This is a genomic window from Pseudomonas sp. SG20052, from assembly GCF_031766055.1.
Lineage (GTDB): Bacteria > Pseudomonadota > Gammaproteobacteria > Pseudomonadales > Pseudomonadaceae > Aquipseudomonas > Aquipseudomonas mandelii.
This window is the reverse complement of record NZ_CP134498.1, coordinates 2,563,762-2,589,644: the sequence shown is the minus strand read 5'-3', so window position 1 is coordinate 2,589,644 and position 25,883 is coordinate 2,563,762. Positions and strand designations below refer to the sequence as shown.

The 25,883-nt window shown below is 57.4% G+C and carries 28 protein-coding genes and 2 pseudogenes; 11 read left to right on the top strand and 19 right to left on the bottom strand.

The genetic code is table 11. The features are described from left to right. Nucleotides 1–204 precede the first annotated feature (204 nt). On the top strand, nt 205–771 hold the full coding sequence (locus RHP74_RS11810; protein ID WP_145309452.1) for a DJ-1/PfpI family protein: 567 nt from the start codon (nt 205–207) through the stop codon (nt 769–771). A 44-nt stretch (nt 772–815) separates the two neighbouring features. Then, nucleotides 816–1,145 carry a hypothetical protein gene (locus tag RHP74_RS11805; RefSeq protein ID WP_145309455.1) on the top strand — a complete coding sequence of 110 codons (330 nt, stop codon included), beginning with the start codon at nt 816–818 and terminating at the stop codon, nt 1,143–1,145. Between the two features lie 161 nt (nt 1,146–1,306). On the opposite strand, the gene RHP74_RS11800 is transcribed toward RHP74_RS11805, so the two are convergent. Together RHP74_RS11800 and RHP74_RS11795 are read right to left on the bottom strand one after the other, a co-directional pair. Further along, nucleotides 1,307–1,861 carry a GNAT family N-acetyltransferase gene (locus RHP74_RS11800; protein ID WP_311099530.1) on the bottom strand — a complete coding sequence of 185 codons (555 nt, stop codon included), beginning with the start codon at nt 1,859–1,861 and terminating at the stop codon, nt 1,307–1,309. A 168-nt stretch (nt 1,862–2,029) separates the two neighbouring features. Then, nucleotides 2,030–2,548, bottom strand: a complete 519-nt coding sequence (locus RHP74_RS11795) for an isochorismatase family protein (protein WP_145309459.1) — start codon at nt 2,546–2,548, stop codon at nt 2,030–2,032. A gap of 783 nt (nt 2,549–3,331) precedes the next feature. Between RHP74_RS11795 and RHP74_RS11790 the strand changes: the two genes are divergently transcribed. Together RHP74_RS11790 and RHP74_RS11785 are read left to right on the top strand one after the other, a co-directional pair. Further along, nucleotides 3,332–3,604, top strand: a complete 273-nt coding sequence (locus RHP74_RS11790) for a hypothetical protein (RefSeq protein WP_042932149.1) — start codon at nt 3,332–3,334, stop codon at nt 3,602–3,604. 111 nt (nt 3,605–3,715) lie between these two features. Continuing rightward, nucleotides 3,716–4,423 (top strand): annotated as a pseudogene (locus tag RHP74_RS11785) (nuclease-related domain-containing protein); the annotation flags it as partial. 112 nt (nt 4,424–4,535) lie between these two features. Here RHP74_RS11785 and RHP74_RS11780 read toward each other — a convergent pair. Beyond that, nucleotides 4,536–4,796, bottom strand: a pseudogene (locus tag RHP74_RS11780) (transposase); the annotation flags it as partial. A gap of 242 nt (nt 4,797–5,038) precedes the next feature. Here RHP74_RS11780 and RHP74_RS11775 point away from each other — a divergent pair. Together RHP74_RS11775 and RHP74_RS11770 are read left to right on the top strand one after the other, a co-directional pair. Beyond that, a complete protein-coding gene (locus tag RHP74_RS11775; protein WP_311099526.1) occupies nt 5,039–7,621 on the top strand; it encodes an EAL domain-containing protein in 2,583 nt (860 codons plus the stop codon). Nucleotides 7,622–7,721: 100 nt separating this feature from the next. After that, a complete protein-coding gene (locus tag RHP74_RS11770; RefSeq protein WP_311100467.1) occupies nt 7,722–8,150 on the top strand; it encodes a hypothetical protein in 429 nt (142 codons plus the stop codon). 97 nt (nt 8,151–8,247) lie between these two features. On the opposite strand, the gene RHP74_RS11765 is transcribed toward RHP74_RS11770, so the two are convergent. Then, the gene (locus tag RHP74_RS11765; protein WP_077749842.1) at nt 8,248–8,523 is read right to left on the bottom strand and encodes a hypothetical protein; all 276 of its coding nucleotides are present in this window, start codon (nt 8,521–8,523) and stop codon (nt 8,248–8,250) included. 331 nt (nt 8,524–8,854) lie between these two features. Between RHP74_RS11765 and RHP74_RS11760 the strand changes: the two genes are divergently transcribed. Continuing rightward, the gene (locus RHP74_RS11760; protein WP_102595542.1) at nt 8,855–9,340 is read left to right on the top strand and encodes a DUF6130 family protein; all 486 of its coding nucleotides are present in this window, start codon (nt 8,855–8,857) and stop codon (nt 9,338–9,340) included. 112 nt (nt 9,341–9,452) lie between these two features. Here the strand turns inward: RHP74_RS11760 and RHP74_RS11755 are convergent, their stop codons facing one another. The 6 genes from RHP74_RS11755 to RHP74_RS11730 all read right to left on the bottom strand — a co-directional run bounded on the left by RHP74_RS11755 (nt 9,453) and on the right by RHP74_RS11730 (nt 15,201). Continuing rightward, entirely contained in the window at nt 9,453–10,769 is a 1,317-nt protein-coding gene (locus RHP74_RS11755) for an allantoin permease (RefSeq protein ID WP_311099523.1), read from the bottom strand. Between the two features lie 111 nt (nt 10,770–10,880). Then, nucleotides 10,881–11,855 carry a biotin-dependent carboxyltransferase family protein gene (locus RHP74_RS11750; RefSeq protein ID WP_154504282.1) on the bottom strand — a complete coding sequence of 325 codons (975 nt, stop codon included), beginning with the start codon at nt 11,853–11,855 and terminating at the stop codon, nt 10,881–10,883. Continuing rightward, nucleotides 11,852–12,724 carry an allophanate hydrolase subunit 1 gene (locus RHP74_RS11745; protein ID WP_288111577.1) on the bottom strand — a complete coding sequence of 291 codons (873 nt, stop codon included), beginning with the start codon at nt 12,722–12,724 and terminating at the stop codon, nt 11,852–11,854. The genes RHP74_RS11750 and RHP74_RS11745 overlap by 4 nt, the downstream gene beginning before the upstream one ends. Further along, complete coding sequence (locus RHP74_RS11740) at nt 12,721–14,094, bottom strand: acetyl-CoA carboxylase biotin carboxylase subunit (protein WP_311099519.1); 1,374 nt, start codon at nt 14,092–14,094, stop codon at nt 12,721–12,723. Before RHP74_RS11740 ends, RHP74_RS11745 begins: the two co-directional genes overlap by 4 nt. A 10-nt stretch (nt 14,095–14,104) precedes the next feature. After that, on the bottom strand, nt 14,105–14,350 hold the full coding sequence (locus tag RHP74_RS11735; protein ID WP_077749837.1) for an acetyl-CoA carboxylase: 246 nt from the start codon (nt 14,348–14,350) through the stop codon (nt 14,105–14,107). A gap of 92 nt (nt 14,351–14,442) precedes the next feature. Continuing rightward, nucleotides 14,443–15,201: a 5-oxoprolinase subunit PxpA gene (locus RHP74_RS11730; RefSeq protein ID WP_010459262.1), complete on the bottom strand. Its 759-nt coding sequence runs from the start codon at nt 15,199–15,201 to the stop codon at nt 14,443–14,445. A gap of 125 nt (nt 15,202–15,326) precedes the next feature. Here RHP74_RS11730 and RHP74_RS11725 point away from each other — a divergent pair, with 125 nt between their 5' ends. After that, nucleotides 15,327–16,244: a LysR family transcriptional regulator gene (locus tag RHP74_RS11725; RefSeq protein WP_311099517.1), complete on the top strand. Its 918-nt coding sequence runs from the start codon at nt 15,327–15,329 to the stop codon at nt 16,242–16,244. A 23-nt stretch (nt 16,245–16,267) separates the two neighbouring features. Here the strand turns inward: RHP74_RS11725 and RHP74_RS11720 are convergent, their stop codons facing one another. Continuing rightward, nucleotides 16,268–16,918, bottom strand: a complete 651-nt coding sequence (locus tag RHP74_RS11720) for a transporter substrate-binding domain-containing protein (protein ID WP_245006819.1) — start codon at nt 16,916–16,918, stop codon at nt 16,268–16,270. Nucleotides 16,919–17,025: 107 nt separating this feature from the next. Here RHP74_RS11720 and RHP74_RS11715 point away from each other — a divergent pair, with 107 nt between their 5' ends. Further along, complete coding sequence (locus RHP74_RS11715; protein ID WP_311099515.1) at nt 17,026–17,388, top strand: hypothetical protein; 363 nt, start codon at nt 17,026–17,028, stop codon at nt 17,386–17,388. A 177-nt stretch (nt 17,389–17,565) separates the two neighbouring features. Here the strand turns inward: RHP74_RS11715 and RHP74_RS11710 are convergent, their stop codons facing one another. Beyond that, nucleotides 17,566–17,895 carry a DHCW motif cupin fold protein gene (locus tag RHP74_RS11710; RefSeq protein WP_010459253.1) on the bottom strand — a complete coding sequence of 110 codons (330 nt, stop codon included), beginning with the start codon at nt 17,893–17,895 and terminating at the stop codon, nt 17,566–17,568. Between the two features lie 148 nt (nt 17,896–18,043). Beyond that, complete coding sequence (locus tag RHP74_RS11705) at nt 18,044–18,898, bottom strand: LysR substrate-binding domain-containing protein (protein ID WP_077750459.1); 855 nt, start codon at nt 18,896–18,898, stop codon at nt 18,044–18,046. Between the two features lie 103 nt (nt 18,899–19,001). On the opposite strand from RHP74_RS11705, the gene RHP74_RS11700 reads away from it, so the two are divergent. After that, entirely contained in the window at nt 19,002–19,670 is a 669-nt protein-coding gene (locus RHP74_RS11700) for an FMN-dependent NADH-azoreductase (protein ID WP_169857291.1), read from the top strand. 33 nt (nt 19,671–19,703) lie between these two features. Here the strand turns inward: RHP74_RS11700 and RHP74_RS11695 are convergent, their stop codons facing one another. The 6 genes from RHP74_RS11695 to RHP74_RS11670 form a co-directional block, all read right to left on the bottom strand. Next, nucleotides 19,704–19,916: a DUF2892 domain-containing protein gene (locus RHP74_RS11695; RefSeq protein ID WP_311099510.1), complete on the bottom strand. Its 213-nt coding sequence runs from the start codon at nt 19,914–19,916 to the stop codon at nt 19,704–19,706. A 13-nt stretch (nt 19,917–19,929) separates the two neighbouring features. After that, nucleotides 19,930–20,349: a DUF6691 family protein gene (locus RHP74_RS11690; protein WP_077750457.1), complete on the bottom strand. Its 420-nt coding sequence runs from the start codon at nt 20,347–20,349 to the stop codon at nt 19,930–19,932. Continuing rightward, nucleotides 20,346–20,786 carry a YeeE/YedE family protein gene (locus RHP74_RS11685; RefSeq protein WP_145309487.1) on the bottom strand — a complete coding sequence of 147 codons (441 nt, stop codon included), beginning with the start codon at nt 20,784–20,786 and terminating at the stop codon, nt 20,346–20,348. Before RHP74_RS11685 ends, RHP74_RS11690 begins: the two co-directional genes overlap by 4 nt. Before the next feature lie 112 nt (nt 20,787–20,898). After that, the gene (locus tag RHP74_RS11680; RefSeq protein WP_311099507.1) at nt 20,899–21,699 is read right to left on the bottom strand and encodes a sulfite exporter TauE/SafE family protein; all 801 of its coding nucleotides are present in this window, start codon (nt 21,697–21,699) and stop codon (nt 20,899–20,901) included. 28 nt (nt 21,700–21,727) lie between these two features. Continuing rightward, nucleotides 21,728–23,398, bottom strand: coding sequence for a TIGR01244 family sulfur transferase (locus RHP74_RS11675; RefSeq protein ID WP_311099505.1), 1,671 nt, complete (start codon nt 23,396–23,398; stop codon nt 21,728–21,730). 52 nt (nt 23,399–23,450) lie between these two features. Continuing rightward, nucleotides 23,451–24,329 carry an MBL fold metallo-hydrolase gene (locus RHP74_RS11670; protein ID WP_145309493.1) on the bottom strand — a complete coding sequence of 293 codons (879 nt, stop codon included), beginning with the start codon at nt 24,327–24,329 and terminating at the stop codon, nt 23,451–23,453. A gap of 227 nt (nt 24,330–24,556) precedes the next feature. Here RHP74_RS11670 and RHP74_RS11665 point away from each other — a divergent pair, with 227 nt between their 5' ends. Next, nucleotides 24,557–25,882, top strand: a complete 1,326-nt coding sequence (locus tag RHP74_RS11665) for a sigma 54-interacting transcriptional regulator (protein ID WP_311099503.1) — start codon at nt 24,557–24,559, stop codon at nt 25,880–25,882. Nucleotide 25,883: the final 1 nt, after the last annotated feature.

Here is a 25,883-nt window from a genome sequence, read left to right as displayed (position 1 = left end):
GACCCTATTGCGCAGTAACGCCTGGGCTGGCGGGATCCGGATTTACGAGGCCGGCCTGATAATTCTCAGATTTATTAATAGGGCAGGCAGTCCGCTCCTGGCCGATTTCTGCCCGTCGCGAAGGGCAGTCATCGACCCTAAGCTGCCCTTGATGTCTGTTTGTTGTCGTCATATGTTACGGGCATTCATGGAGGATTCTGACTGATGGCACGCGTGGGTTTGATACTGACACCCGGTTTTGCGGACTGGGAATATGCTTTCATTGCTGGTACGGCGTCCCCGTTTTACGGGATCGACGTCAGGTATTTCGCTCCTACTACGGGGCAGTTTCGTTCGCAGGGTGGATTGGCTGTAACGGTTGATAGCAGCTTGCAACAATGTCTGGACTGGAAACCGGACGTTGTCGTCGTCATTGGAGGAATGGTCTGGGAAAGTGCAGAAGCCCCGGATATTCGAGACTTTCTTCATGCCAGTCGTTCAAGTGGAGCAACCATTGCCGGTATCTGTGGAGGAACGCTGGCACTTGCGAGGGCCGGGCTTCTAGACATGGTTCCTCATACCTCGAACAGCGCTGACTTCTTACAGAATGCCGTCAGTTATGAAGGCTGCACGCTTTACCGAAGCAGCTCAATAGCGGTGATGGCAGACCGCATCATTACTGCTCCAGGCACCGCCCCCGTTAGCTTCACCTGCGCAGTGTTTGAACGTGCCGGGCTATCTTCAGAGAGCATTTCTCAGTTCAGGTCAATGTTGGCAGCAGAACATGGGTGATCGCGTCGTCCCGGCATGTCGGGCACATTCTCAGGAGAGAATTGATGAGCGCTGGCGATGTACCTGTGGAGCAAGTAGTACTAGGGTATGTAACCTTTGTAGGGAGTGAGGGGCCGTGGATCGGAGCGCAGTTCATGAGCTTCAGTTATAGCGCCAATGGGAAGCGGTTTCACAAGTCTCTCAACGAAACCATTGACGCTTGGTCAACTGCAACTCTGCGTAAAGCCTCATACGGACTGAAGGTAGGCGACCCTGTGTCGGTTTGGTGCTCTCTCAGCGACCCGGACGTGTGTTGCATCGGCGAAAAACCAGCCGAAAAACCAGCATTGTTGCGTTTGATTGAGACTCTGGGAGCGATAGGGTATTTAAGTTGATCCACGCTGTCCAAGCCGACATTTTTTGAGGTGTTTGCTGTGTGGCGTGCTGGATCATCCGATGCCTGAATCCTGGCGCGCAATGGCAGCTTCTGGCCGTTTGCAACCGGTTGAAATCGATCCGATAGCAGCCTGTCACTCGGACCGGCACAAATTTAAGGTCAAGTTTCAGCGCGCGCGCCAAGCCACTCGCTCCGTGTGATCTCCCAGACTTCGACCTGCATGGGCCCCGAGACAAAATGCCCGTTCCGCGTCCCGATCATCCGCATGCCTTCATGTTGGGATACCTTGCGCGAAGCATGGTTGGCGACAGCCTTGGGCACTTGCATGACCGGACGTAGTAATGTCGCGAACCAGTAAGCGTTGACGACCTCGCAGGCTTCGCGCATATAGCCGTTGCCCTGCCACAGAGGCGCGAGCCAGAACCCCCTATTGTTACCTGGCTGGTCATACAGGCTGATGCTCCCGATGCTGCGCTCAGGTTGCGCGCGCGTGCGAATCATCCAGTGCCACTCTTGTCCTCTAGCCATGGCGGGAAGAGCGACATCGCGCACGTAAACCAGCGCCCCATCCTGCGGGTAGGGCCATGGCACACGGCTGTCAAGGTAGCGGACCACTTCCCATTGGGGAAACAGCTGTTGTATCGCGGCTGCATCAGTCATTCGCAGTGGCGTGAGGATAAGACGGCTGGTGTATAGCGTCGGGGGGCAATCCATCGCATGAAATCCTTGGCAAGAGTTGTTGCAGATTTGATCAATACTTTCCTAAAGCAATCGTGCCTTTGTCGCGTGTCTACACTTGGCCGATTTCTGCCTGCCGTGGGGGCAGCAGCCACCCAAAGCGGACAGATCGACCCAGAACTTGAGTCGATCTATCAATGCCGGTCAGAAACGCCAGTCCTCAGCGTGAACGACACGACAGAATGGGCCCGCCAGGGTTGCATTGTGATGAGCGACGATACTTTCAGCCTTCAATGCGGGAGTGTCGGTGCAGGTATGACCATCGGCGATCAGCACTGCGTCGAATCCAAGATCTCGTGCGGCGCGGCAGGTGCTGTCGACACAATACTGGGTCTTCATTCCCGCAATAACCACGCCTCGAGATCCACAAGCCTTTAGTCGATCGGCCAGGTCAGTCATGGCGAAAGCGTTAGGTCGGCTTTTGTTGAAAATCACTTCGTCGCCTTGCAGCAACAGTTCCTGCACCAGTTGCGTCAACGGGCTTCCAGGTTCGATAGGCGAGCCGGGCGGCCCCACGTGGCGAGCAAGAAAAATTGGCGCGCCGGCCCTGCGGGCTTTATTCAACAGACTATTCAACGTATTCAGCAGCGCCTCACCAGCCCATGGTTCATCCGGGCCATGAAACAATCCAACCTGCATATCGAGAATCAACAGTGCATGCATAGTGCTTTTCCTTGCGTTTGGACCAGCGACACAAGGGCAAAAGAAAAGGCCCTTTCCATCACTGGCGGGCCTTTGAAGTTCGTGCGTTATTGGCTCACGACACCTCTCACGACCCGCCTCGGGCGGTCGTAGTCGTGGTGGTGGTGGTCGAGGCAATGCGTAGCTGATTCATAAGCGGACAGTATCTGCACGGTGCCTGGTTGGCAAGGGGACAAGATCTACGCGATGGCTACTTCTTGTATTGCTCATTGAGGTCCGCTTTTGGCCGAGGCTGTGTAAAAACGTTTTTCAGCGCGACAGGCACTCAAAACCGGACTGGAAATCGCGCTTCTACGCAAAATCCACATCTGCTGACGTGCCGATAAATTTTAGATTTAACGTAAACGCGCACACCTCAATTTTGGCGAAGCGTTTTTACACACTCTGGGCCGATAGCAGTCGCTCACAGAAGGTATGTAACGGTCCTAGGGCCGCCATTAATCTCCTACACAAACTTCGGAATTCCTAACCTTGCCCGTCGTTCCGATGAAGTTTATAGTCCGCCCCGTCGCCCAAAATGGCGATTCAGGTTTGGCGACCTGATCGATCGGATGCAAAAGCGCTGTGCTTTCATGCAGTCGCTTTCGCATGCCCGCAAAGCTGTCTTTATGGCAGCTGTGCGCGGGAGACCTTCGGGTCTGCCGGTATTCCGATCCCGGTTCGCCAACCTGCGTACAGCTGTCACCCATTCGTTTGGCGACGATTGAGGGGCAGCCAACCTTTGCTTTGATCGGAGTTTTACCTTTGGAAAGATACATGCCTCTCACCGGAATCGACCTGATCCCGGCCTCCCTGCTCATCGATACCCAAGCTCCACTCGACGTCCTTCAAGCCATGGCCGACTACCGCATCCGCACCGTCACGCAGGTGCTGGAAAACATCGCCTTCCGCGCCGAGCTCGGTTGTGACACGGTGGTGTTGACGGACTTCTCCAAATTGCTGGCCATCCCATTGCGCGATGGCTGTGACTTGATGGATGTGATCGGCCGACGCTTGCGGGCGCAGGCGGCGGAGTAAATGAAAGCGGGCACCTATCGGGCGCCCGTTTTGTTTGCGGTCCGGAATGCTTTACTGGGACGTAGCATCGGACAACTCAACACCCCTCCCCTCACTGCAAAGGACTGCCAAGTGAACACCTCCGTTATCCTGCACCCCTTACTCAACATCCTGGTCTGGCTGCTACCGCTGATGCTGGTATGGACGCTGCTGCGCACGCGCCTGTTCAAAGGCTGGTTCGGTGAACGTCTGGTGCGTTTGCGCGCACACTTTAGATTGGATCGTCAGGTTTACCGTCGCCTGCATGACGTGACGCTGATCACCCCGGACGGCACCACGCAGATCGACCATGTGTTTGTGTCGCCCTTCGGCATTTTTGTGCTGGAGACCAAGCACATGAAAGGCTGGATCTTCGGTGGTGAGAAGCAGGCTCAGTGGACGCAGCTGATTTACAAGAAGCGCTTCGCCTTCCAGAATCCGAACCGCCAGAACTACAAACACTTGAAGGCCCTGCAAGCGGCGTTGGGCATCGGCCCGGACTTTGTGCATTCGGTCATCGTGTTTGTCGGCCCAAGCACTTTCAAGACCAGGATGCCGGCTAATGTCACCCGAGGCGGTGGCTGGGTCCATTACATCAAGTCTTTCCAGCAAACGGTGTTCAGCGAGGCGCAGGTGACGGCCATGTTGCAGACCTTGCAAGCAGGTCGCCTGGCGCCGACGCTCGCTACCCGACGTGAGCATGTGCAACGCCTGAAGCAGCGCGACGATCCATCGGCCTCGCGCCAATGCCCGCGCTGCGGCAGTGCGCTGGTGGTGCGGACATCCAACGGTGGCCCGAGAGAACCTGGCTGTTGGCTGACGGGGTCTAAGCCTCCAAAAAGCCAGCGACCACTGTCCAGTTGGATCAGTGTAGAACGCAGTGTTTCTAATCCAATGGGCCGCGGAGGCGGTTTTTTAGTATCGATTTTTCCCGTTCAAGGCGAGCGATCCGGGCTTCAAGCTCCTGGATTTTTTGCTGTTCCGGTGTCAGCGCTTTGCTCTGCGGGGTAACGCCTTTGCGCTCCTGCTGAACCTGGTCGACCCAACGGCGTAGGGCCGATTCGCCCACGCCGAGTGAACGGCTGGCTTCGATGTAGCTGTAGTTTTGTTTGAGCACAAGGTCGGCAGCCTCGCGCTTGAATTCAGGAGTAAAGGAGCGGCGTTGTTTGGTCATCTGACACCTCGATCTGGCGACCATTCTCGCCTAAATGGGTGTCCGGTTTCATTAGACCACTACACCCCCTCGCCGTTGGCAACAGGCCTATTGCATCGGTAGCGCAACGCGTCTTCGTGAAATCCCGTCTCCGGCAGACTGGGGCAGACCTGCTTGGCGCGACGGACGGGCGCTCACTATTCAGCGTCGACTGCCGACAACCTGATATGTAAATAACTAGCTTCAACGAGTACCGGTCATTTATGCCTAACGCTCTCCCCACCATCTCTTGTTCTTCAACCAATCGCTCAAGCGTGGCCCTGACTCGAACTTCGCTATTCAAGTTTGTGGGTCTTTTGGCGGGGGTTTTCTTATTTGCCTGCTATTCACTTGTTTATGTTGCGCAAAATCTAGATCGGACGGAGGAACGTGACAGTGCGTTTTACACGAAGAAAGCCGTGGAATCGTTGGAAAAATCGCTGCGCTCGACCGTCAAGGATTACGCCTTTTGGGGCGATGCTTACAAGCACTTGCATACTCAGGTAGACGTGGACTGGGCGTACGTACGGCAAAATCTCGGGACGACACTTTATACAGAGTTTGGGTTTCGGGGAGTGTTTGTAGTCAACGATGTCAATCGTACCGTTTATTCCTTGGTCAAGGGTCAGAGGGTGTCAGTTGAAGTCGAACAATGGCTCGAACAGTCTGTTGATGCGATTCTCGATCAAGCACGTGAGGGAGCGGAAACCGAAACGCCGACGACTACGTTCATCAATGTTGGAGGGATACCGGCCCTCGTCGCTGCGGCTGCGATTACGCCCGGAACCGATCCAACGGTCATAGCGGATGATAGATCGGCGTCGGTGTTGATATTCGTTGAAATGTTGGACAGCGCCAAGCTCGCAACAATAGGCCGGGATTTCGGGGTAGATGGCCTGCACACGGCCGCTCCCGACGAAATCCCCTTGGTGTCTGCCTATCCCCTGGGCGAGGCCGGTACAGCAGGCGTCCTGCAATGGAGTCCGCACAAACCAGGGCTGCAATTATTGGCGCTGGGGTTGCCCTTGGTGGGACTCGCTGCGCTGCTGGTGTGCCTGATGACTTGGGTGATCTTGCGTCGTACGACGGCCGCTGCGCAGGCGCTTGACGCCAGCTATGCATCGCTGCAAAGCAGTCAGACCGACCTTGCCACCAGTGAGGCGCGCTTTCGTGATGTTGTTGAGGCCAGTTCGGATTGGGTATGGGAAATGGACGCCGGTTGGCGCTTCACCTATCTATCCGAGCGATTTGAAGATATCACGGGCTTTTCCAGGACTGCATGGATTGGTGCGGCGATGGATGATCTGCTGCGCACTGAATTAGGCACTTTATCTCAGTGGCTCAGTATTCCGAACCGTCGTCCGGATATCAGTGTTCAGTGCCGCTACGTGGATACAAATGGCCAAGAGCGAATCACCCGCCTTTCGGCGCGAGTCATGGCAGGAGGAGGATTCAGGGGGACAGCAACCGACGTCACGGAGGAAGTTGAAGCCCGTCGACGAATCGAATTCCTCTCACAACATGATGCCCTGACCGGCCTTCCCAACAGGACACGACTACAGGAGTTTCTTGATGGCAAACTCAAAGCGTTGCCGACACTAGAACAACCCTTGGTCATGCTCAGTCTGGACCTTGATCGATTCAAACCAGTGAATGATCTGTTAGGACATGCCGCAGGTGACCTGGTGCTTAACCAGGTGTCGAGCCGCTTGGCAGACTGTGTTCGCCACGGTGATCTTGTCGCTCGGATCGGGGGGGACGAGTTTGTACTGATACTCACCGATGTCAGTTCCCAGGAGGAAGTCGAGGCGCTTTGTCGCCGTTTGATCGAGTCCATCGAGCAGCCGATTCAAATCAATGAGCAAGAGGTATTTGTCAGTGCCAGTATTGGTATCGCGATGGCGCCAAATGACGCTTGCGAGGCGACTGAGCTGCTACGTTATGCGGATATTGCGTTGTATGAAGCCAAGGCTGGAGGTCGTAATACCTGGCGTTTCTATGCGGGGGATATGAACGCCAGGATTATTGAGCGGCGTCGTCTGGAAAGTGATCTGCGCTTTGCAATAAAGAATGGAGAACTTCGACTCCACTTCCAACCGCGCTACCGAATCTCAGACGGGCAGATGGTCGGCGCTGAAGCGTTGATACGGTGGCAACATCCTGAGCGCGGGTTAATACCTCCCGATACGTTCATCCCCATCGCTGAAGAATCCGGCCTGATCCTTTCCTTGAGTGACTGGGTCATCGACACCGCCTGCCGTTGCGCCGCACGGTGGCCGGAACATTTGTTTGTATCCGTCAACCTTTCACCTAGCGAATTCAAGCGAGGCAATTTGGTGGAGCGTGTGCAGAAAGCACTTCACGACTCAGGAATCGCGCCTACCCGGGTAGAGTTGGAGATTACTGAAAACGTCATGCTCGAAGATGCCCCCGGCGCACTAGAGCTGATGCGTACATTGAAGCGCCTGGGCGTGCGCATATGCATGGATGACTTTGGCACGGGGTATTCTTCACTGAGTTATTTGCGCACGTTCCCCTTCGATGGCCTGAAGATAGACCGGAGCTTTCTAAACAAACTGGTCGAAAGTGATGATGAGTCCATCATCCAGGCGATTGTGGGCTTGGGCCGCGCGTTATCACTCACCGTTACGGCGGAAGGGATTGAAACTGCCGAACAGTTGGATTTGCTCAAAGCAGTGTCGTGCGATGAAGGCCAAGGTTTCTTTCTAAGTCGGCCACTTGATACTGACGCCTTTCACCTGTTGGTGAAGGCCAGAAAAAACACAGACGCCAAGAGCAAGGTTTAGTAAAAGGTAACAAATCCATTTAAAGCGTTTTTGGCGAATGGCGTCATGAAGCAAAACAGAATGGCGCCTGATGCATTCGCCCTTTTCGGGAGGAAAAACGATGCGAAGGAGTATCGCAACGGGGGCGCTCTTGCTGGCTTTGGGCGGGTGCGCAACCTCACCCCTGCCGGTTTCTGAAGCCCGGCCAGTGCCGGCCGACAAGATGTACGCGTTCAAAAGCCAGGGCACGAAAGAGCCTGGACGCCTGACTATTGTCCGTGATGACGGGTTTGTCGGTGCGGGATGTGACGCCATGTTCTACATTGATGGTCGGCGCGCAGCCAAGATAGGCCCCGGTCAAAAGGCATCTTTCGTTTTGCCTGCCGGTGAAGTGAATCTCGGTGCCGGGCTCGCCGAGTCTGGATTATGTGCGGGTGCCGCGATCAAAACGGTCGCGGCCAGGATCAAGCCAGGCAAAGAAGTGATTTATCGAATCAACTGGGATACGCAAGCTTTCTACTTGGGCCCTTACGTTGAATATGGACGTTGAGCCCAGACGGTTCTGGTCTGTTTCGCACGCTGCACCACCCCGAGCGAGTGATCGCAAACACCAAAGCGTACGGATGGCTCACAACCCCGATCATGTTTTATTTCAGTTCCGTTCTTATTTCGGTTCCGGGTACGAAAAATTTGCCGGGATCATCGACCTTCTTCAGGTCAACCAAGGCCCGGCAAATGCAATGTGAGAATTGCTCCTGCAACGTTTCGGGGTCTGTCCATGCCATTTGCGATGCTGGCAAATGTTGTGCCTCGGTCGATTTATAGCAGACACAATTGTCTAGTCGGGTGACGCCATTATCATGTGTGCTCTGACAAGCAGTGGTCAGCAAAGAGATCGCGATAAGCATGACGATACGTTTCATTGGCTCCCCTCCGAGGCTGTTGTGAAGGGCTGACGCTCAAGATCGGGCTGGCTGTTGTAACGACGTGGTGACCGCTGAAGGCGGCGACACGGCATGGCCGCAAAACCCGGTCTGCTTAATAAGCCAGACAGTAGAAGGAAGCTTAGCTGTCATTTTGCGTCGCTCCATTTACTGGCTGTTTTTAGCCGATCACCGTCATTAAAGGGCTTGTATTCAACACCCGTTTTCTGCCCCTCCCCACTCGGCTGTTTTGCAGAGAGAGGCAGCTTGGGCATAGACAACTGCCCGGTTTGATCTAGCCTTGAATGAGATCACGCGGGAGAAAAACACCATGCCCCTTGCTCTCAGAAATCTATCTACCTTTGCGTTGGGTGCCTTCCTTTGCATAGCCGCGTGGGGTCAAGGGGTAGCAGACACCGATCAGCCACCGGCCATACTCCCACTGGAGTCTGAGACAGGACCAAAACTCATTGCCTACCCGCCGCTCGCCGCGCCGCTGGCCCGTGGGGTTGTCATTATTCAGTATCGAACCGAGCACGCCCGGATCATGCCGGTATTTGGCAAAACGGCTGTCGAAGTATCACCACGGCTCGGCCACCTTCACGTGACCGTCGACGACTGGAAAGGTACTTGGGCGCACACCAGTGAAGACCCGATTATTTTGGTTGGGCTGACGCCGGGCGCTCACAAGGTTCTACTTGAAGTGGCTGATCCGAGTCATAAGATTTTGACCAGTACGGTGGTGAACTTTGTCGTTCCGCAGAAGAACCCAGCGGACGCTCCTCATGTTGAAGAACGCCACGCAGTGAAACCATAACGGTTGTGCCATCAGCAGCCCTGGACCATTCATCAGCGGATTCGTCATGAGCGTCCAATGCCTGCTCTAACGTGCTAGAGCAGGCAGTCACACAACGAGTGACTGAAAAATCCTACTCAGCCAAAACTAGCCGGTGCCGATGGGATAAGCCCGACTGCAACGCAAATGCAACGATCACCGTAGAGGGTGCGGAAAAACTGCTCACGCCACCGCCGAAAAACATCAACGCAAGCCCCAAAGCGGTGGCACCAAACCACGCCGTCAAACCCACGGAATTGAACGCGGGCACCCGCTCGAGTGCCGCCATTTCATTGCGCCCGTAGTGTATCTGCGCCAACGCCACGCCGACCCAGGCCACCACGAAGATCCCCTGATAGGCCAACGCTTTGAGGAGGTAGGCAAACACGTCCGCGAGCATCAAGCCATAGACGATCACCCCCACTACCAGTGCCCACATCAAGTACGAACCGCGCAGGCCAAAACGCCCGAAGAACGCCTGCATGTTCAGTGTCGCCAGGTAGTAATTGGCGGTGTTGATCCGGGTTTGCGTGGCCCAGACAAACAACAAGCCCCACAAGCCCATTAATTGCAGAATCGCCATCACCACAGAGACTTCGTTCAGCGCACCTTCGTGGGGAATACTGCTGACCAGATAGATGCCCGCCGCGCCATTGAGCAGGAAGGTCACCGCGTAGAACGGCATGCCGAAGTTCCAGCGCCCGTGATACTCGGCGTCCTCAGGCTTGCCGAAACGCGCGTAGTCGAAGGTGAACAGCATCAGCACCCAGACCCCCATGTAAGCGACAAAGCAGTCCCACCAGCCGAAGGCGCTGGGTGTTGCCGGGCCGAAATCCAGCCATTGCGGCTGGTAGCCATATCGACTGATCGAGAGCCCGACCGCCACCAGCAAACCGCCCAGATACACCGGCAACAACACGCCGTTGAGCTTGTCCAGCCAATGCTGCACGCTGCCCAGAATCATTGGCACGCTGTAGAGCACCACCGCCAATGCGGCCAGCGGATAAACCAGCTCCGGATACAGGTGATTGAGCGCCACGGCGATTACCGAGCCTTCGAATACCGCGTAGTAGATCGCCGTGGAAAAGAAGATCAACGTTGCCAGGCACGCCCCGGTACTGCCGAACAGCAACCGTGAAAACAACGCCACCGACAAGCCGCTGCGGATGGCAAAGCGGCTGAGCACGCTATTGACCAGCCCGTAGCTGATCACCGACAGAACCATGCCGATCAGTGCGTTGCGGGCTCCATACGACAACGCCAGTGAGGCGCCGACCACGATGTAAAACATCGCACTGCACACCGCCCACCAGGCCATGGTCAGGGACAATCGCCCCATGCGCGCTTCGGCTGGAACGGGTTGATTGGCCGGGTCTTGCCCGGTTTGACTCGATTGCGATAAAGCAGCCATGTGCGTGAACTCCAAAACCAGTCAAAGGTTGAAGCGCGGGCAGCCGCCACCGCACCGAAGTGCGGCGTTGGCTTACCGTTTGGCATTACCCGCGCAATGCGGCGGGCAGAATCAGGAAGGGAACAGCTTGCTCAGGCAGCTGAGTTTTTTCTTATAGGAACGTCGCGCTTCCAGCGCCTCTTCGAGGGTCACCGCGACAAAGCGGGCCTTCTGGTTCGGTTGCATCTGGCCGATCAAGTCGAGGTCGGCGCTGATGACCGTGCCGATCATCGCGTAGCCTCCGCCGGACACGGCGTCGCGATGCAACACGATCGGTTCGAGCCCGGCCGGGACCTGGATCGAGCCAATGGGGTAGCAACTGTCGACGATGTTCGACGGATCAGAACCGGCGCCGAACGGCTGCTCGCGGGGCTGAAAGCTCAGCGCGCTGCCGCCCTTGAAGCGGTAGCCGATGCGGTCTGCTTCCGAGCCCACCGTCCAGGGTTCGGCAAAGAAACTATGCGCGGCGGATTCGCTCAAGCGGTGGTAGTAAAGACCCGGCACCACCCGCAGAGTGATTTCGCCCCCCAAGGACTGGCGCAACGCCATGGGCAAACTGGCCCCGGCGCGGCTCTTTCCGCTGGCGATACCGACGGGCAGTTCATCACCCGCCACCAGCCTGCGCCCCTGAAAACCACCGAGCGCACCCAGCGCATAAGTGGAACGACTGCCGAGCACGATCGGCACATCGATACCGCCGGCCACCGCCACGTAAGCACGGGCGCCAGCCTTGGGAAAGTCAAAGCGCAGCACTTGCCCGGCCTTCACCGCAAACGCCGTGTCGTGGTGCATTTCCACGCCGTCGACCCGTGGCGTCATGTGCGCGCCGGACACAGCCACCAGCGCGTCTTGTTGAAACTCCAGCTCCGGCCCCAGCAACGTGCATTCCAGTGCTGCCGCCCCCGCCGGGTTACCGACCAGTTGATTGGCCGCACTCAAGGCGTACTGATCAAGCGCGCCGGAGGGCGGAATGCCCAAGTGGTAATACCCTTCGCGGCCCAGGTCCTGTACCGACGTGGCGAGACCGGGTTTGAGTACCTTGATCATGCCAACACCTCCTGCAGCGACTTGGGATAGCCAACGGGATCGGCCAGAAACGCATCCAGCGAAAACTCCACCGGCCGGATCCGCAGATCGAAGCGCCCGGCTTCCACTTCGGCCACCGCGTGGTCATACGCCTCACGGTCCATCGGTTTGAACTGCACGATGTCACCGGGGCGGAAAAACACCATGTGCTCTTTCAGGTACGCCAGGTTCTGCTGTGGGTCGTAGATCGGTGCCGGTGTGACGCCAAACATCTGATAACCACCGGCACCGCGCACCGAGTAGATGCAGCCAAAGCAACCGCCATGACCCAAGGTCAGTTTTGGCGTGTCGGTACGCGGGCGCAGGTATTTGGGCACCTGCAACTGCCGCTCGCGCTCGACCATCTGGAACATGAACGGCAGCCCGGCGACGAAGCCGACCATCGAGACAAACCACGGCGCACCACTGTGGGCGGCGATAAACGCCTCGACGTCCGCCAGGCCGTTGATCCGTGCGGCGTATTCCAGGTCCGTGGCGCTCGGGTCCTGATGCCGGTCGCGAAAGCGCATCAGGGTTTCGTGGGTCCAGGGGTCGTTGTACAGCACCGGAATCTCGATGATCCGCGTCTGCAACGTGCGTTCGGCGACGGCCCCGACTTCGGCGATCTTTACCGCTTCGAGCAAGGTATGAGGGGCGATGCGATCCGGGTCAAAACGGATCTGGAATGACGCGTTGGCCAGGCAGATATCGAGCACGCCATCCAGTGCCAGCCGTTCCACCGCGCGAGTGACGGCCAGGCCCTTGAAGAACGCGTCCAGGGACATGCTGTCGCTGACTTCGGCGAACAGGTGCTCATCGGCGCCAAAGCTGTAGCGGATGGGAGTGCTCATACTTCACCTCCGAAACGGCGCTCGGCCAGCCAGGTTTCCAGGGTGCCGGTGTGAAAGTCGGCGCTGTGCAGCCACGGTTGCTCCAGCAGTACGCCGTGCAGGGACAAGGTGCTGGCCATGCCAGTGAGCGTGGTTCGCCTTACCGCAACCCGCGCACGGGCCAGGGCTTCGGCGCGATCAGCGCCATGCACGATCAGCTTGGCCAGCAGCGAGTCATAGTACGGCGGCACACGGTAGCCTTGATACAGATGAGTATCGACGCGAATGCCCTCACCCTGCGGCCAGATCAGTTCCTCGACCAGCCCCGGGCTGGGAAAGAAATCCCGCGCCGGGTCTTCAGCGTTCAGACGCATTTGCAGGGCGGCGCCGTTGAGCTGGATATCACTCTGCTTGAAGCCCAGCGGTTCACCCCCGGCAATGCGCAACATGGCCTGGACCAGATCGATGCCGGTGATTAATTCGCTGACCGGGTGCTCAACCTGAATCCGCGTATTCATCTCGATAAAGAAAAACTCGCCGGTGGCGTCGTCATACAGATACTCCAGCGTCCCGGCGCCCTTGTAGCCGAGGGATTCGGTCAGGCGCACGGCGCTGGCGCAGAGGGTTTCCCGTTGCTGCTGACTGAGGGCCGGTGACGGCGCTTCTTCAAAGATTTTCTGCCTGCGACGTTGCAGGGAACATTCCCGCTCAAACAAATGCACGGCGTGCTGACCGTCGCCCAAGACCTGCACTTCAATGTGCCGGGCCTTGCTGATAAACCGCTCCAGGTAAACCGCGCCATTGCCAAACGCGGCCTGGGCTTCACGCTGTGAGCGGGGAAACTCTTCTGTCAGTTGCTGGGCGTTTTCCGCCAGGCGAATGCCGCGCCCGCCCCCACCGGCCGAGGCTTTGATCAACAGAGGGAAGCCCACGGCTTCGGCGGCCTTAAGCGCCGATTCGACGTCGAACAATTCACCGGGGGAACCCGGCACCACCGGCACGCCGGCGGCTTGCGCAGTGCGCCGGGCCTCGGCTTTGTCGCCCATGCGCCGGATCGTGTCCGGGCTCGGGCCGACGAAAATGGCGCCGGCGGCAAGGACCGCTTCGGCAAAATCGGCGTTCTCCGAGAGAAAACCATAACCGGGGTGTACTGCATTGGCGCCGGTGGTTTTCAAGGCACCGAGCAACGCTTCGACGTTCAGGTAACTTTTATCCGCACGGACCGGGCCAAGGACGTGGACTTCATCGGCCATGCGCGCGGCCTGGGAATCGAGGTCTGCCTCACTGCATGCCGCAACGGTGGGGATCCCCAACGCGTTGGCGGCGTGGATAATCCGCACGGCGATCTCGCCACGGTTGGCAATCAATAATTTACGAATACCTTGAGTCATGATCGCGCCCTCACTCGTCGTCGAGTGTTGCGACGACCTGACCCGGTTCCACCGGATCGCCGTCTTCTACCAGGAATGCGCTGAGGCGACCGGCCTTTCCGGCGGTCAGTTCGGAAAACTGCTTCATGACCTCGATCAGGCCAATCACCGTGTCGGCACTGACCTGCGCGCCCACCTCGACGAAGTTCGCCGATTCAGGAGTCGCTTTGCGGTAGAAGGTCCCGGGCAACGGGGTGATTACAGTGTGTTCGGCCATGTCTGTTCCTCTTGGAATAGTTGTAGAAAGGCAGGCAAAAATGAATCGGTGTGCAAACCCTGGCATCTGTGTGCCAGGTGTCTCGTCCTGATTTAGCGCGGTGCACGAACCTCGATCCCGGCGCTGTCGAGGGCACTGCGCGTGGCTTCGACCAACGCCAGGGCGCCAGGGGTGTCGCTGTGTAAACAGATCGAATCGAATTCGATCGCCAGGTCTTCACCCTCGACCGTGCGCACCACGCCTTGCTGACAGGCACGCAGTACTCGCGCGGCCACTTGCGCCGGATCGTAGGCTCGTACGTTGCGGGTGAAGACGATGGAGCCCGTGAGGTCGTATTCGCGGTCGGCGTAGAACTCGCGGATCACCGGTTGGCCAAGCTCCTTGGCGACCCGCCAGATCACCGAGTCGGGCATGCAATACAGCAGCAACTCAGGCTCCAGGCGCTGGAGGTTTTCCACCAGCAGACGGGCGGCCTGTTCGTCCCGGGCCAGGTGCATGTAGAGCGCGCCATGGGGCTTGATGTGTTGCAGGGCTACGCCTTGAACCCGGGCGAGTTCACGCAGGGCGCCCAACTGGTAGAGCATGTCGTCGACCAGCTCCTGGGCCGGTGCATTGATGTGCCGGCGGCCAAATCCAACCAGGTCGCGGAACCCCGGGTGCGCGCCGATGGCCACGCCCAGGCGCTTGGCCTGCTCGATGGTGCGTCGCATGGTGCCGGGGTCGCCGGCATGAAAACCGGTGGCGATATTGGCTGAACTGATGAAGCCCATCAGTTCGTTGTCGACGCCATCGCCGATGGTCCATGGGCCGAAGCCTTCGCCCATGTCCGAATTGAAATCTACTGCTTGCATGACGCTTGCTCCTGACACTTGTGACTTCATGCAGGCCAAGTTAGATTCCTCCGTACCCCTTGGGAAGATCTATTAACAGATAGGGTATCTTCTGAAAAACAGATACCCCCTCATCCGGAGTCCCCATGTCACTGACCCTGCGCCAGGTCCGCTATTTCGTCGCCACCGCCGAGATCGGGCAAATTTCCCAGGCCGCGATCCATTTGAATATTTCCCAGTCGGCGGTGACCACGGCGATCAAGGAACTGGAAGGTATGTTAGGTGCGCTGTTGTTCCAGCGCTCGGCCCAGGGCATGAGCCTGACCGATGCCGGGCGGCACTTTCTGAATCGCGCGTATGTGATTTTGCGCAGTGTCGATGATGCGATGAACAGTCCGTTGCCGGACATTCGCGCCAGTGGCCTGCTGCGTCTGGCAGCGAGTTACACGGTGATCGGCTACTTTCTGCCGCACCACCTGCAACGCCTGGAACACTGGCATCCTGACGTGGCCATCGAAGTCCACGAACAGGAACGGACGGCCATCGAAGAAGGCTTGCTGGAGGGTCGATTCGACATGGCCGTGGTGCTTACCGCGAACCTCACTCACCCGGACATCGTCTCGGAAATTCTCTTCAACTCCGAACGACGGCTTTGGCTGCCCAGCCACCATCCACTGTGCGAACGTTCGGCGGTCAGCCTCGCCGACGTGGCGAAAGAACCCTACATCCTGCTGACCGTCGACGAAGCCGAACAAAGCGCCATGCGCTACTGGGAACACGCGCACCAACAGCCGAACGAGCGGGTGCGCACCAGTTCAGTGGAAGCGGTGCGCAGCATGGTCGCCAATGGCAGCGGCGTGGCGATCCTTTCGGACCTGGTGCATCGCCCTTGGTCACTGGAAGGAAAACGCATCGAGACCCTCACCGTCACCGATAAAGTGACGCCCATGAGCGTTGGTCTGGCGTGGCATCGCGAGCGCGAATTCAGCCCGGCCATGCAGGCGTTTCGTAATTACTTCCACGATGCGTTTTTGGCGCCGCAACAACTGTCTGCGCGACGCTGAAGTCGAGCAAAGTTCGTCAAGCTTTACAGCGCTGGTTTGTCACTGCGCGCCTTGAGATTGGCTTTGAGCTGTTCGCTCATCGGCATGTTCAGGTTCATTCCTTTTGGAGGAATCGGTGATTGAAACCACTTGGTGTATAGCCTTTCGAATTCGCCCGACTCCATCAGACGGGTTATGGTGCCATCGACCAATTGCTTGAATTCAGGATCATCTTTGCGAAGCATGCAGCCGTAGGGTTCGACTTGCAGCGCATCACCCACGACTTCGAGCGAATCAGGATTTTTCGAGTTCGCCATGAGGCCAAACAGCAGGATATCGTCCATGGCAAACGCCACGGCACGATCATTTTCAACCAGCGCCATGGAGTCGTCATAGTCTTTGCCCAAGACGACCTGTACGTCTAGATTGTTGTCGGCACTGTATTGGCGGAGGACCTTCTCGTTCGTGCTGCCGACGGTACTGGCGACGGTCTTCTTTGCGAGATCGGCGTAGTTCTTTATGCCGGAGGTCTTCTTGGTCAATAGGCGCGTGCCTGTGTAGAAATGACTAATTGCAAAAGCCACATCCTTGCCACGCGCAGCGTTGTTGGTGGTGGATCCGCACTCCAGATCGTATGTGCCATTGACCAGCAACGGAATGCGGGTTTGCGCGGACGGCACGGGCGTGAGGCGCATCCATTGCTGCCATCGATAGTCACCATCAACTCAATGAAGTTCTCTTAAAAACTCCGGGGCGTAACATCGCCTCCATACCAAACAACTACACCCCGGAGCACACCATCATGAAACGCCAAATCCTTCTCAGCATCGCTTTCTCGGTTTTTGCAGTTAACGCTTTCGCCGCTACCTCTGCTCACCCGGTTGTCGCTGAAGGCGGCTCGGATCGTCTGATTGAAAGTCGTGTGGCTGAGGGTGGTTCGGATCGTCTGATCGAAAACCGCGTCGCTGAGGGTGGTTCCGACCGCCTGATCGAAAACCGCGTCGCTGAAGGTGGTTCCGACCGCCTGATCGAAAACCGCGTTGCTGAAGGTGGTTCCGACCGTCTGATCGAAAACCGCGTCGCTGAAGGTGGTTCTGACCGTCTGATCGAAAGCCGCGTCGCTGAGGGTGGTTCTGACCGCCTGATCGAAAGCCGCGCTGCCTGAATGAATGGCTTTACTGCGGCATCCGACAAGAAGCCCGGCCTGACATGCCGGGCTTTTTTACGCTCTGTTTTTACTCAGTCAAGCTCTGGACAGGCAGAACGGGCGCACAGTGCTGCCACAAACGTCCTTCGATGAGCACCTGACTCTGCAATGGGACGATCGTGGTTGGTACCAGAGTCAATCCACGATAAACAACTTCGCGCCTGTGGTGCTGAAAGATCGATGCCCCTCAGCGTTGTTGCCCACCTGATAGCTCATCCCCGCTGTAAGCGTGAATTGGCGACCATCCTCCAGTTCCGTGTGCAACTCGCCTTCCAGGCACAACAGGATATGCCCTCTCCAGCACCAGTGATCGGCCAGATAACCAGGACTGTATTCAACCATCCGCACACGCGTCGAACCAAACTGGCAGGTTCGCCAATAGGCAGTGCCCGTCTGTCCGGCGTACTGGACAGGTTCGACAGTCGACCAATCGGTCGTACCAAAGGGAACATCCGTTAGATCCATGGGTGGCTCATCAATGACAGAGGATCTGTGGACCGTACCGCTCCAGTGGGATTCTCGATAGATACAGATGCCCCGCATTTAGGAGATACAGGCGCCCATCCAAGCTTGCAATCACTGACTCAAATGGATGCCGCTACGCCCATGCCAATCAAGCCCTGCGCGTGGAGCAATACTCCACAATGAGCTGAGTGACCGCTGCCACCATCGCCTGATCCGCTTCAGGTGAGGCGAACAGCCGACATTGCGCATCCGGCAATGCCGGCAATCCTTGTTCAGCCCCGATAACTGCCAGTCCCTGCCCCAACTGACTGAGAGGCATGGGCGCTATCGCGAAGCCTGCCAGTGCCGCCGCCCGCAACCCGGCGGTGCTGCTGCACAACATTGCCGTGCGTTGGGCGATTCCGGCCTGCGCCAGTCTCGTCAGCGCGGCTTCGCGATAAGGGCACGGCGCGGGGAACAGGGCCAGCGGCAACGGCGTCGGTAATCGGGTGACGGGTTGCGCCGACCACGCCCACACCAGCGGCTCTTGCCACAGCAGCAACCCCGCTTCGCTGGTTTCGCACAACGAACCGATGACCACGTCCAGTTGCCCTTGCTTCATCAGCGCCAGCAACGAACCCGGGATGTTCACCTGCACCTCGATTTCCATCCCGGGGTACTGCGCCGCGAAATCCTGAACAGTGCGCAGCAATCGAGACTCGACAAAATCTTCGGACAACCCGATCCGCAACCGCCCGTGAAACGGTGTGCGTGTCAGGTCAGTCCAGGCATCACGGTTCAGCGCGAGGATCGTGCGTGCATAAGCGACCAGGCGCTCGCCATCGGCCGTCAGTTGCTGGGAACGGGTGGTACGCGTCAACAGCGGCTTACCAATCTGCTCTTCCAATCGCCGCACATGACCACTGACCGCCGACTGAGTCAGGTGCAGCTTCTGGGCGGCACGGCTGAAGCCGTCTTCATCGACGACCGTGACAAATGTCTTGAGCAGCAACGTGTCGAACATAGTTTTATTCGTGATTAATCTAGTTGGAATTTACGATTTATATTTCAAATATAACTATGTTGCAATGCGTCACCTGCCCCGCCCTCATCATTCAAGGTGTGCCATGACAACCCTTTTGCATATTCAATGCTCTCCACGCAAACAGCGCTCGGCTTCCCTTGAAGTCGCTCGCAGTTTCATTGCGCGTTATCAAGCAAACACCCCGGACACTGAAATCGTCACCCTCGACCTCTGGAGCATGGCGCTGCCGGAATTTGATGATGTGGCGATGGAGGCCAAATACGCCGGGCTCAGTGGCACGCCGTTGACCACAGCGCAACAGGAGGCCTGGAACACGTTGAAAGAACTGGCTGCGCACCTGCACCGCGCGGATGTACTGGTGATGTCCGTACCGCTGTGGAATTTCAGCATCCCGTACAAACTCAAGCACTTCATCGACCTGGTATCGCAGAAGGACATCCTGTTCAGCGTTGACCCGGAACGCGGTCTGGAAGGCATGCTGCACAACAAACGCGCCGTGGTGATGTACGCCCGCGGCCTGGATTTTTCGGCGCAGTCGATCACACCGGCGGAGCGCTTCGACTTTCAGAAGCCCTACGTGGAAGCCTGGCTGAGATTTATCGGCGTCACGGATGTGCATTCGGTGATTGTGGAGAAAACCATCCTGGGGGAAGACGTTGACCTGCGTGCGCGTGAGGCCGCGACTCAGCAGGCCAGGCGTCTGGCAGACCGCTTCATCCCCTCCCCCGCAATAATGGCAGCAGGTATCTGAGGGTTTTGAAGCACGGCCTGCGAGACTAAACCCTTATGGCCGTTCTCTGCTGTCCGAACAGGTCGACTGGCACGATTTGATGCCGAGCAACGTATAGACAGGGCAGAAACGGAAAATGCCTGTGGCCAGCGGCACTAAACCTATCCAGCCCCATACGCCGATCACCCCGGACAGACTGAGGCCAATGAGAAGCAGACCGGCGACAATGCGCAGGCTTCGATCAATGGTTCCGACATTCGCTTTCATGGCGATCTCCCGATCAATGGTTGCGCCGGGTCTCCAGCGCAGTAAACAACAACATGCCGGCCAGCATGGCCAACATGAATACGATTATTTGCCAGCGTCCTGTCAGCAGAATGGCCACTGCGGGGCCAGGACAAATGCCTGCTATTCCCCAGCCGATGCCAAACAACAGGCTCCCGCCAATCAGGCGCGGGTCCAACTCACGTTTGATCGGTAGCTGCATTGGCTTTCCCAGCAGCGAACTGGATTGTCGGCGTGCCCAGGTCAGCGGGCCAATGGCTATGCCGATTGCGCCGACCATGACCAACGCCAAGGAAGGGTCCCAGGCACCGGTCAGATCCAGGAAAGCGAGCACTTTGCTCGGATTGGCCATGCCGGCCAGAAGCAGACCCAAACCGAACAGCAGACCTGCAATGAATGCACTCAGTTTGGTCATGTCCAACCTCCCAGAAGATGACGCAGGACAAACACTGTGGCGAAACCACTGAACATGAAGCACGCAGTGGCAACCATCGATCGCGGCGAAAGGCGCGATATGCCGCACACCCCATGGCCACTGGTGCAACCTGAACCGTATCGTGTGCCGATGCCCACCAATACACCGGCGACGATCAGCCCGAACCAGCCAGTTTTGAATTCGATCTGCGGCAGCGTGGCGAACAAGCCCCATAGAAGCGGTGCGATGAGCAGGCCCAGGAGAAAAAGTGCTTTCTCACTCACCCCTTCGCTCCCCCGCTGTAAAAGACTGCCGATCAGACCGCTGATGCCTGCGATACGCCCGTTGGCGACGACGAATAGACTGGCCGCCAGACCAATCAGTGCGCCACCGGCAAGGGATGACCAAGGGGTGAAGTTGAGCCAGTCGACATTCATGAAGATTCTCCGGCACGAAATGGTTGATAGAGGGTGTGGATGACTGCCAATGCAGCGGGACTGCCGATGCGATTGAACACCTGCTTTGCGTCACGGAGGCGTATGCACATGACTAAATAGCTTTCACTAGCAAGGCCACCGCCACCGCCATGGAAACTGCGGCGAAGCCTTTTTGTAAGTGTGGACCCGCCAGCCGTGCAGCGATCAGACGTCCGCACACCATTCCGACCAATGCGCCAATGGAAAACGGAAGTGCGACCGCCCACTGCAAATGCCCGGCTGCGGAGCTTGCAGCAACGCCGGAAATGGAAACCAGCGCAATAACGGCAAGAGACGTTGCAAGCACCGACTGCGCTGTCAAATTGGTGTATCGCTGGAGTGCCGGCACCATCACAAAGCCACCGCCCACGCCGAGCAAGCCGGAAAGCCCGCCCGCGACAATGCCGGAAACGGTGAGTGCCCATGCACACGGCCCCGTCCAGTTAAGCTTTCCTCGGTTCACGTCCAATAGACAAGGCGGTGGTTTGGATGCGACGGGGGTCTTCGACTCCGTGGAGGGAGTGAGCGATCGTCGATAGACCCGGAACGCAACGTACATCAGCACGAAGGCAAACATGATCGTCAACGGACGGTTAGGCGTGCGTTGCGCCAGCCAAAGGCCAAGTGGAGAACAGACGATCCCCGCGCCTGCAACTAAAAGCGCCGCTTTATAGCGGACGGTGCCGTTTTTGAGTCCCATTACGGCACCCAGGGTCGCGGCTAAACCGACAGCCAGTAAACCGATTGGCCCTGCCTCGGCCATGCTCAATCCCACTCCAAACACCAGTAATGGAACAGCCAGTATTCCTCCACCGGCGCCGGTCAGCGCCAGAATGACGCCAACAGTAAGCCCGAGCAGTAAGACGACGGTCATCTCAGTCTCCTTGCTTTCAGGTCTGATTTCATACGTCAGCCAACTCAGGTTTCGCCATCCACTCATGGCCCTTGAGCATTCCCTTCCAATACAGCGGTGGAAGAATCCGCTCTTTGAGCAGCCATGCCAGCCTCGATGGCCGGGTACCGTCAATAAGCCAGGATGGAAAGCTGGGGGCGACCTTGCCGCCATAGGTGAACTCAGCCAGTACGATCTTGCCGCGTTCAACCGTCAGCGGGCAGGAGCCGTAACCGTCGTAATGGGCGCTACCTTTGGCTTTACCCATTGCGGCCAACACATTATGGGCAACGACGGGCGCCTGCTTGCGTGCTGCAGCCGCGGTCTTGGCGTTGCTGGTGTTGGTGGCGTCGCCCAGCGCGTGAATATTGACCCAGGTTTTATGCCGCAGAGTGGCTGGGTCGACATCAATCCAGCCCGCCGCGTCAGCGAGAGGGCTGACGCGAATGAAATCGGGTGCAATCTGCGGTGGCACCACATGAAGTAGATCGAAGTCGCGCGTAACAAGATGGGCGCTGCCATCCGGCTTGACGCAGTTGAACGTTGCAGTCCGTGCAGGCCCATTCACGCTGGTGAGTGTGTTGCCGAAATTCAGGTCGATACCATAGGCCTTGATGTATTCCATCAGTGCGGGCACGTAGTCGGGAACTCCGAACAGCACCGCGCCGGCGCTGCAAAACTCGATCTCGACTTTGTCCAATACACCGGTACGTTTCCAATGATCGGCAGATAAGTACATGGCTTTTTGCGGCGCCCCGGCACATTTGATCGGCATGGGCGGTTGCGTGAAAATGGCTCGGCCACCACGCAGTTGCTGCACCAGTTCCCACGTATAGGGGGCGAGTTGATACAGGTAGTTTGAAGTCACGCCGTTGCGGCCCAGGGTGTCCGACAAACCTTCGATTGCATGCCAATTGAGCTTGAGGCCAGGGCACACGATCAGTTGCTCGTATTTGACGACTCTGCACCCATCAAGAATGACGGCATTTCTCTCGGGTTCGAAAGCGGCGACCGCCGACTTGATCCAATGCACACCGCGAGGGATGGTCGTGCCCATCGTTCGGGCAGTTTGTGGCGCATCGAAGACTCCACAGCCGACCAGTGTCCAGCCAGGCTGGTAGTAGTGCACATCGGCCGGGTCGATGATGGCAACGTCGAGTCCAGGATCTCGCGCCAGCAAACTGGAAGCGGTCGCGATACCTGCCGCACCGCCCCCGATGATGACCACGGTATGCTGCGCCTCGGCCACTTCGACCGGCGTGCGCCCCTGATTCGCGATTCGGCGAATGACGCCTTTCATATCGAACCCGGCTTTTTTGGCCGTCTCGACGATCTGTGGCAGGGGTTGCTGGCCCGCTTGTGACAGTGCCCACATCGTTGTCGAGCGCATGCCGGAACGGCAATAGGCCAACACCGGCTTTGGCAGTGTTTCAAGGAGCTTGCCGAAGGCAATACCTTGCTCGTCAGTGACTTTGCCTGATTCTGCGGGGAGGTAGTGCGCCTCGATGCCGGCCGCTTCGGCGGCTCGTTTGATTTCGGCAAACAAGGGCTGATCACTGCCTTCGCCATCGGGACGGTTACACACGACGGTGCGAAAACCGGCTTCTTTGAGTTCAGCCAATTGGTTGGGGAAAATCTGTTCTGATACCGACAGTCCGGGCTCAAGGTGGCGAATGTCCATAAGGATCTCCGTTATGGGTATTTTTCTTATGCGTTTTCTGGGAAAGGCAACGTCAGGCGACGTTGAGCGGGATTTTCAGGTAGCGCGTTCCGTTCGCTTCAGGCTCGGGCAAGTGCCCTGCGCGCATGTTGACCTGAACCGATGGCAGGATCAGTGTCGGCATTTCCAACGATGCATCACGCTTTGTGCGCATCGCCACAAACTCCTCTTCGCTGATGCCATTACGCACATGAACGTTGTGCGCGCGCTGGTCTGCAACGGTGCTGACGAACTGCACCTCGCGGCCACCCGGCTGGTAGTCGTGACACATGTACAGCAAGGTATTGGCCGGCAGACTCAGCACCTTGTTGATTGACTGGAACAACGTGCGCGCATTGCCGCCGGGAAAGTCACAGCGTGCAGTACCGTAGTCGGGCATAAACAAGGTATCGCCAACGAAGGCAGCCGTTTCGATCCCATCGCTGATGACATACGTCATACAGGCGGGTGTATGGCCGGGTGTATGGAGCGCGTGGCATTGCAGCGTGCCAATGGCAAACGGCTCGTCATTGACGAACAGGTGATCGAACTGGCTTCCATCGCGGGCCATATCGCGACCTGTATTGAACAGCGTGCCGAACACCTCCTGCACCGTAGAAATCTGACTGCCGATCCCTATTTTCCCACCGAGCTTTTCCTTCAGGTAGGGCGCGGCCGTCAGGTGGTCTGCGTGGACGTGAGTCTCAAGAATCCAGTCGACCCTCGCATTGAGTTCCTTCACCCTCGCAATCAACTTGTCGGCAGACGTTGTGCTGGTGTGGCCGGACTTAGGGTCGTAATCAAGTACGCTGTCGATCAAAGCGCAGTGGTGGGTCGCCTCATCCAGCACAAGATAGCTGACGGTATTGGTAGCAGAATCGAAGAATCCTTCGACGTGAAGTTTTACACTCATTGGCCTGTCTCCTTAGGGGGCTTTTACCAAGCCGCTCACACTGAGGCAGATATAGCAATAAGTCTGCCAAGCCCTACCCGCACACCCACCTATTTGATTTTATTAAGTTTATTTTTTTCAGCATGGTTTGAGTTTTTCTACATTCACCTGGATTTACTGCCATTGGCAGTGCTTGTTGACAGAGGTGGCAGTGCCACAACAGGATGGATGGATTCTCAGGAGCCACGATGAAGATTATCCTGCCCGCCCCACCCCACTCACTCCCGCACTCGGATCAAGTTCAGTCACTTGTTTCGTTTCTTGAGTACGAACCCCAGCCGATGATCGTGCTCGATCCGGACTACAACATTCTGGCTGCCAACACGGCCTATCAGCGGCAGTTTGGCAGCGCTGACAAGCCCTTTATCGGCCATAAGTGTTATCAAATCTCACACCATTACGATGTCCCCTGTGATCAGGCGGGTGAGAACTGTCCGATGAAAAAGGCGCAGGAAATGCGCGGACCGGATCGTGTTTTGCACATTCACCACACGCCTCGCGGCCCAGAGCATGTCGACGTCGAATTGCGCCCGATTCTAGATGAGCACGGTGTTATTACTGCCTATGTGGAGCGTCTGACACTGGTTCGCAGCGCATCAGCGCGGCCCAGCAACGAAGGGTTGGTCGGCCGTTCACCCGCCTTTAACCGGGCCCTGTCGGAGCTGCAGCGGGTGGCGCCATCGATGCTGCCGGTGCTGCTACTAGGCGAGTCCGGTACGGGCAAAGAACTGTTCGCCCGCGCCGTACATGAAACCAGCGAGCGGGCCACTGGACCCTTTGTCGTCGTTGATTGCTCTGGCTTGACTGAAACGTTATTTGAGAGCGAGCTGTTCGGCCATGAAAAAGGAGCATTCACCGGTGCCACCATGCGTAAGCCTGGCCTGGTTGAAACGGCCCAGGGCGGCACGTTGTTTCTCGATGAGATTGGCGATGTTCCGCTGGCGATGCAGGTGAAACTGTTGCGCCTGATCGAGTCGGGCACCTATCGCCGTGTCGGGGGTGTCGAGACCCTTCACGCTAACTTCAGGTTAATAGCGGCGACCCACAAGCCGCTGGAAAAAATGATGGAGAAAGGTGAGTTCAGGCAGGACCTGTACTACCGCATCAGCGCCTTTCCCATTCAGTTACCTCCCTTGCGCGACCGAATTGAAGACATTGGGTTGCTGGTGAATTCATTTCTGCAACGCGCCGGTTCAGGCAAGCGCCGACTGACAATAGACGCTGATGCGCTGACGCAATTGCAGCGGTTTTCCTGGCCCGGCAATATCCGTGAATTACGCAATGTTCTGGAAAGAGCCAGTCTGTTTGCTGACGATGGTGTGATTCGCTCCATACATTTGCCTCAGGTATCCGTGTTGGCATCTGCTCAGGCCTCTACTTCAACTGCTTTCGATGGCAGCTCGCTGGTACAGGAACTGGCTACTTTCAAAGGTACCCGCGCTGAACTGGCCAAGCACCTTGGAATTAGCGAACGTACTTTGTACAGACGATTGAAAGAACAAGGTTTGGCCTAGT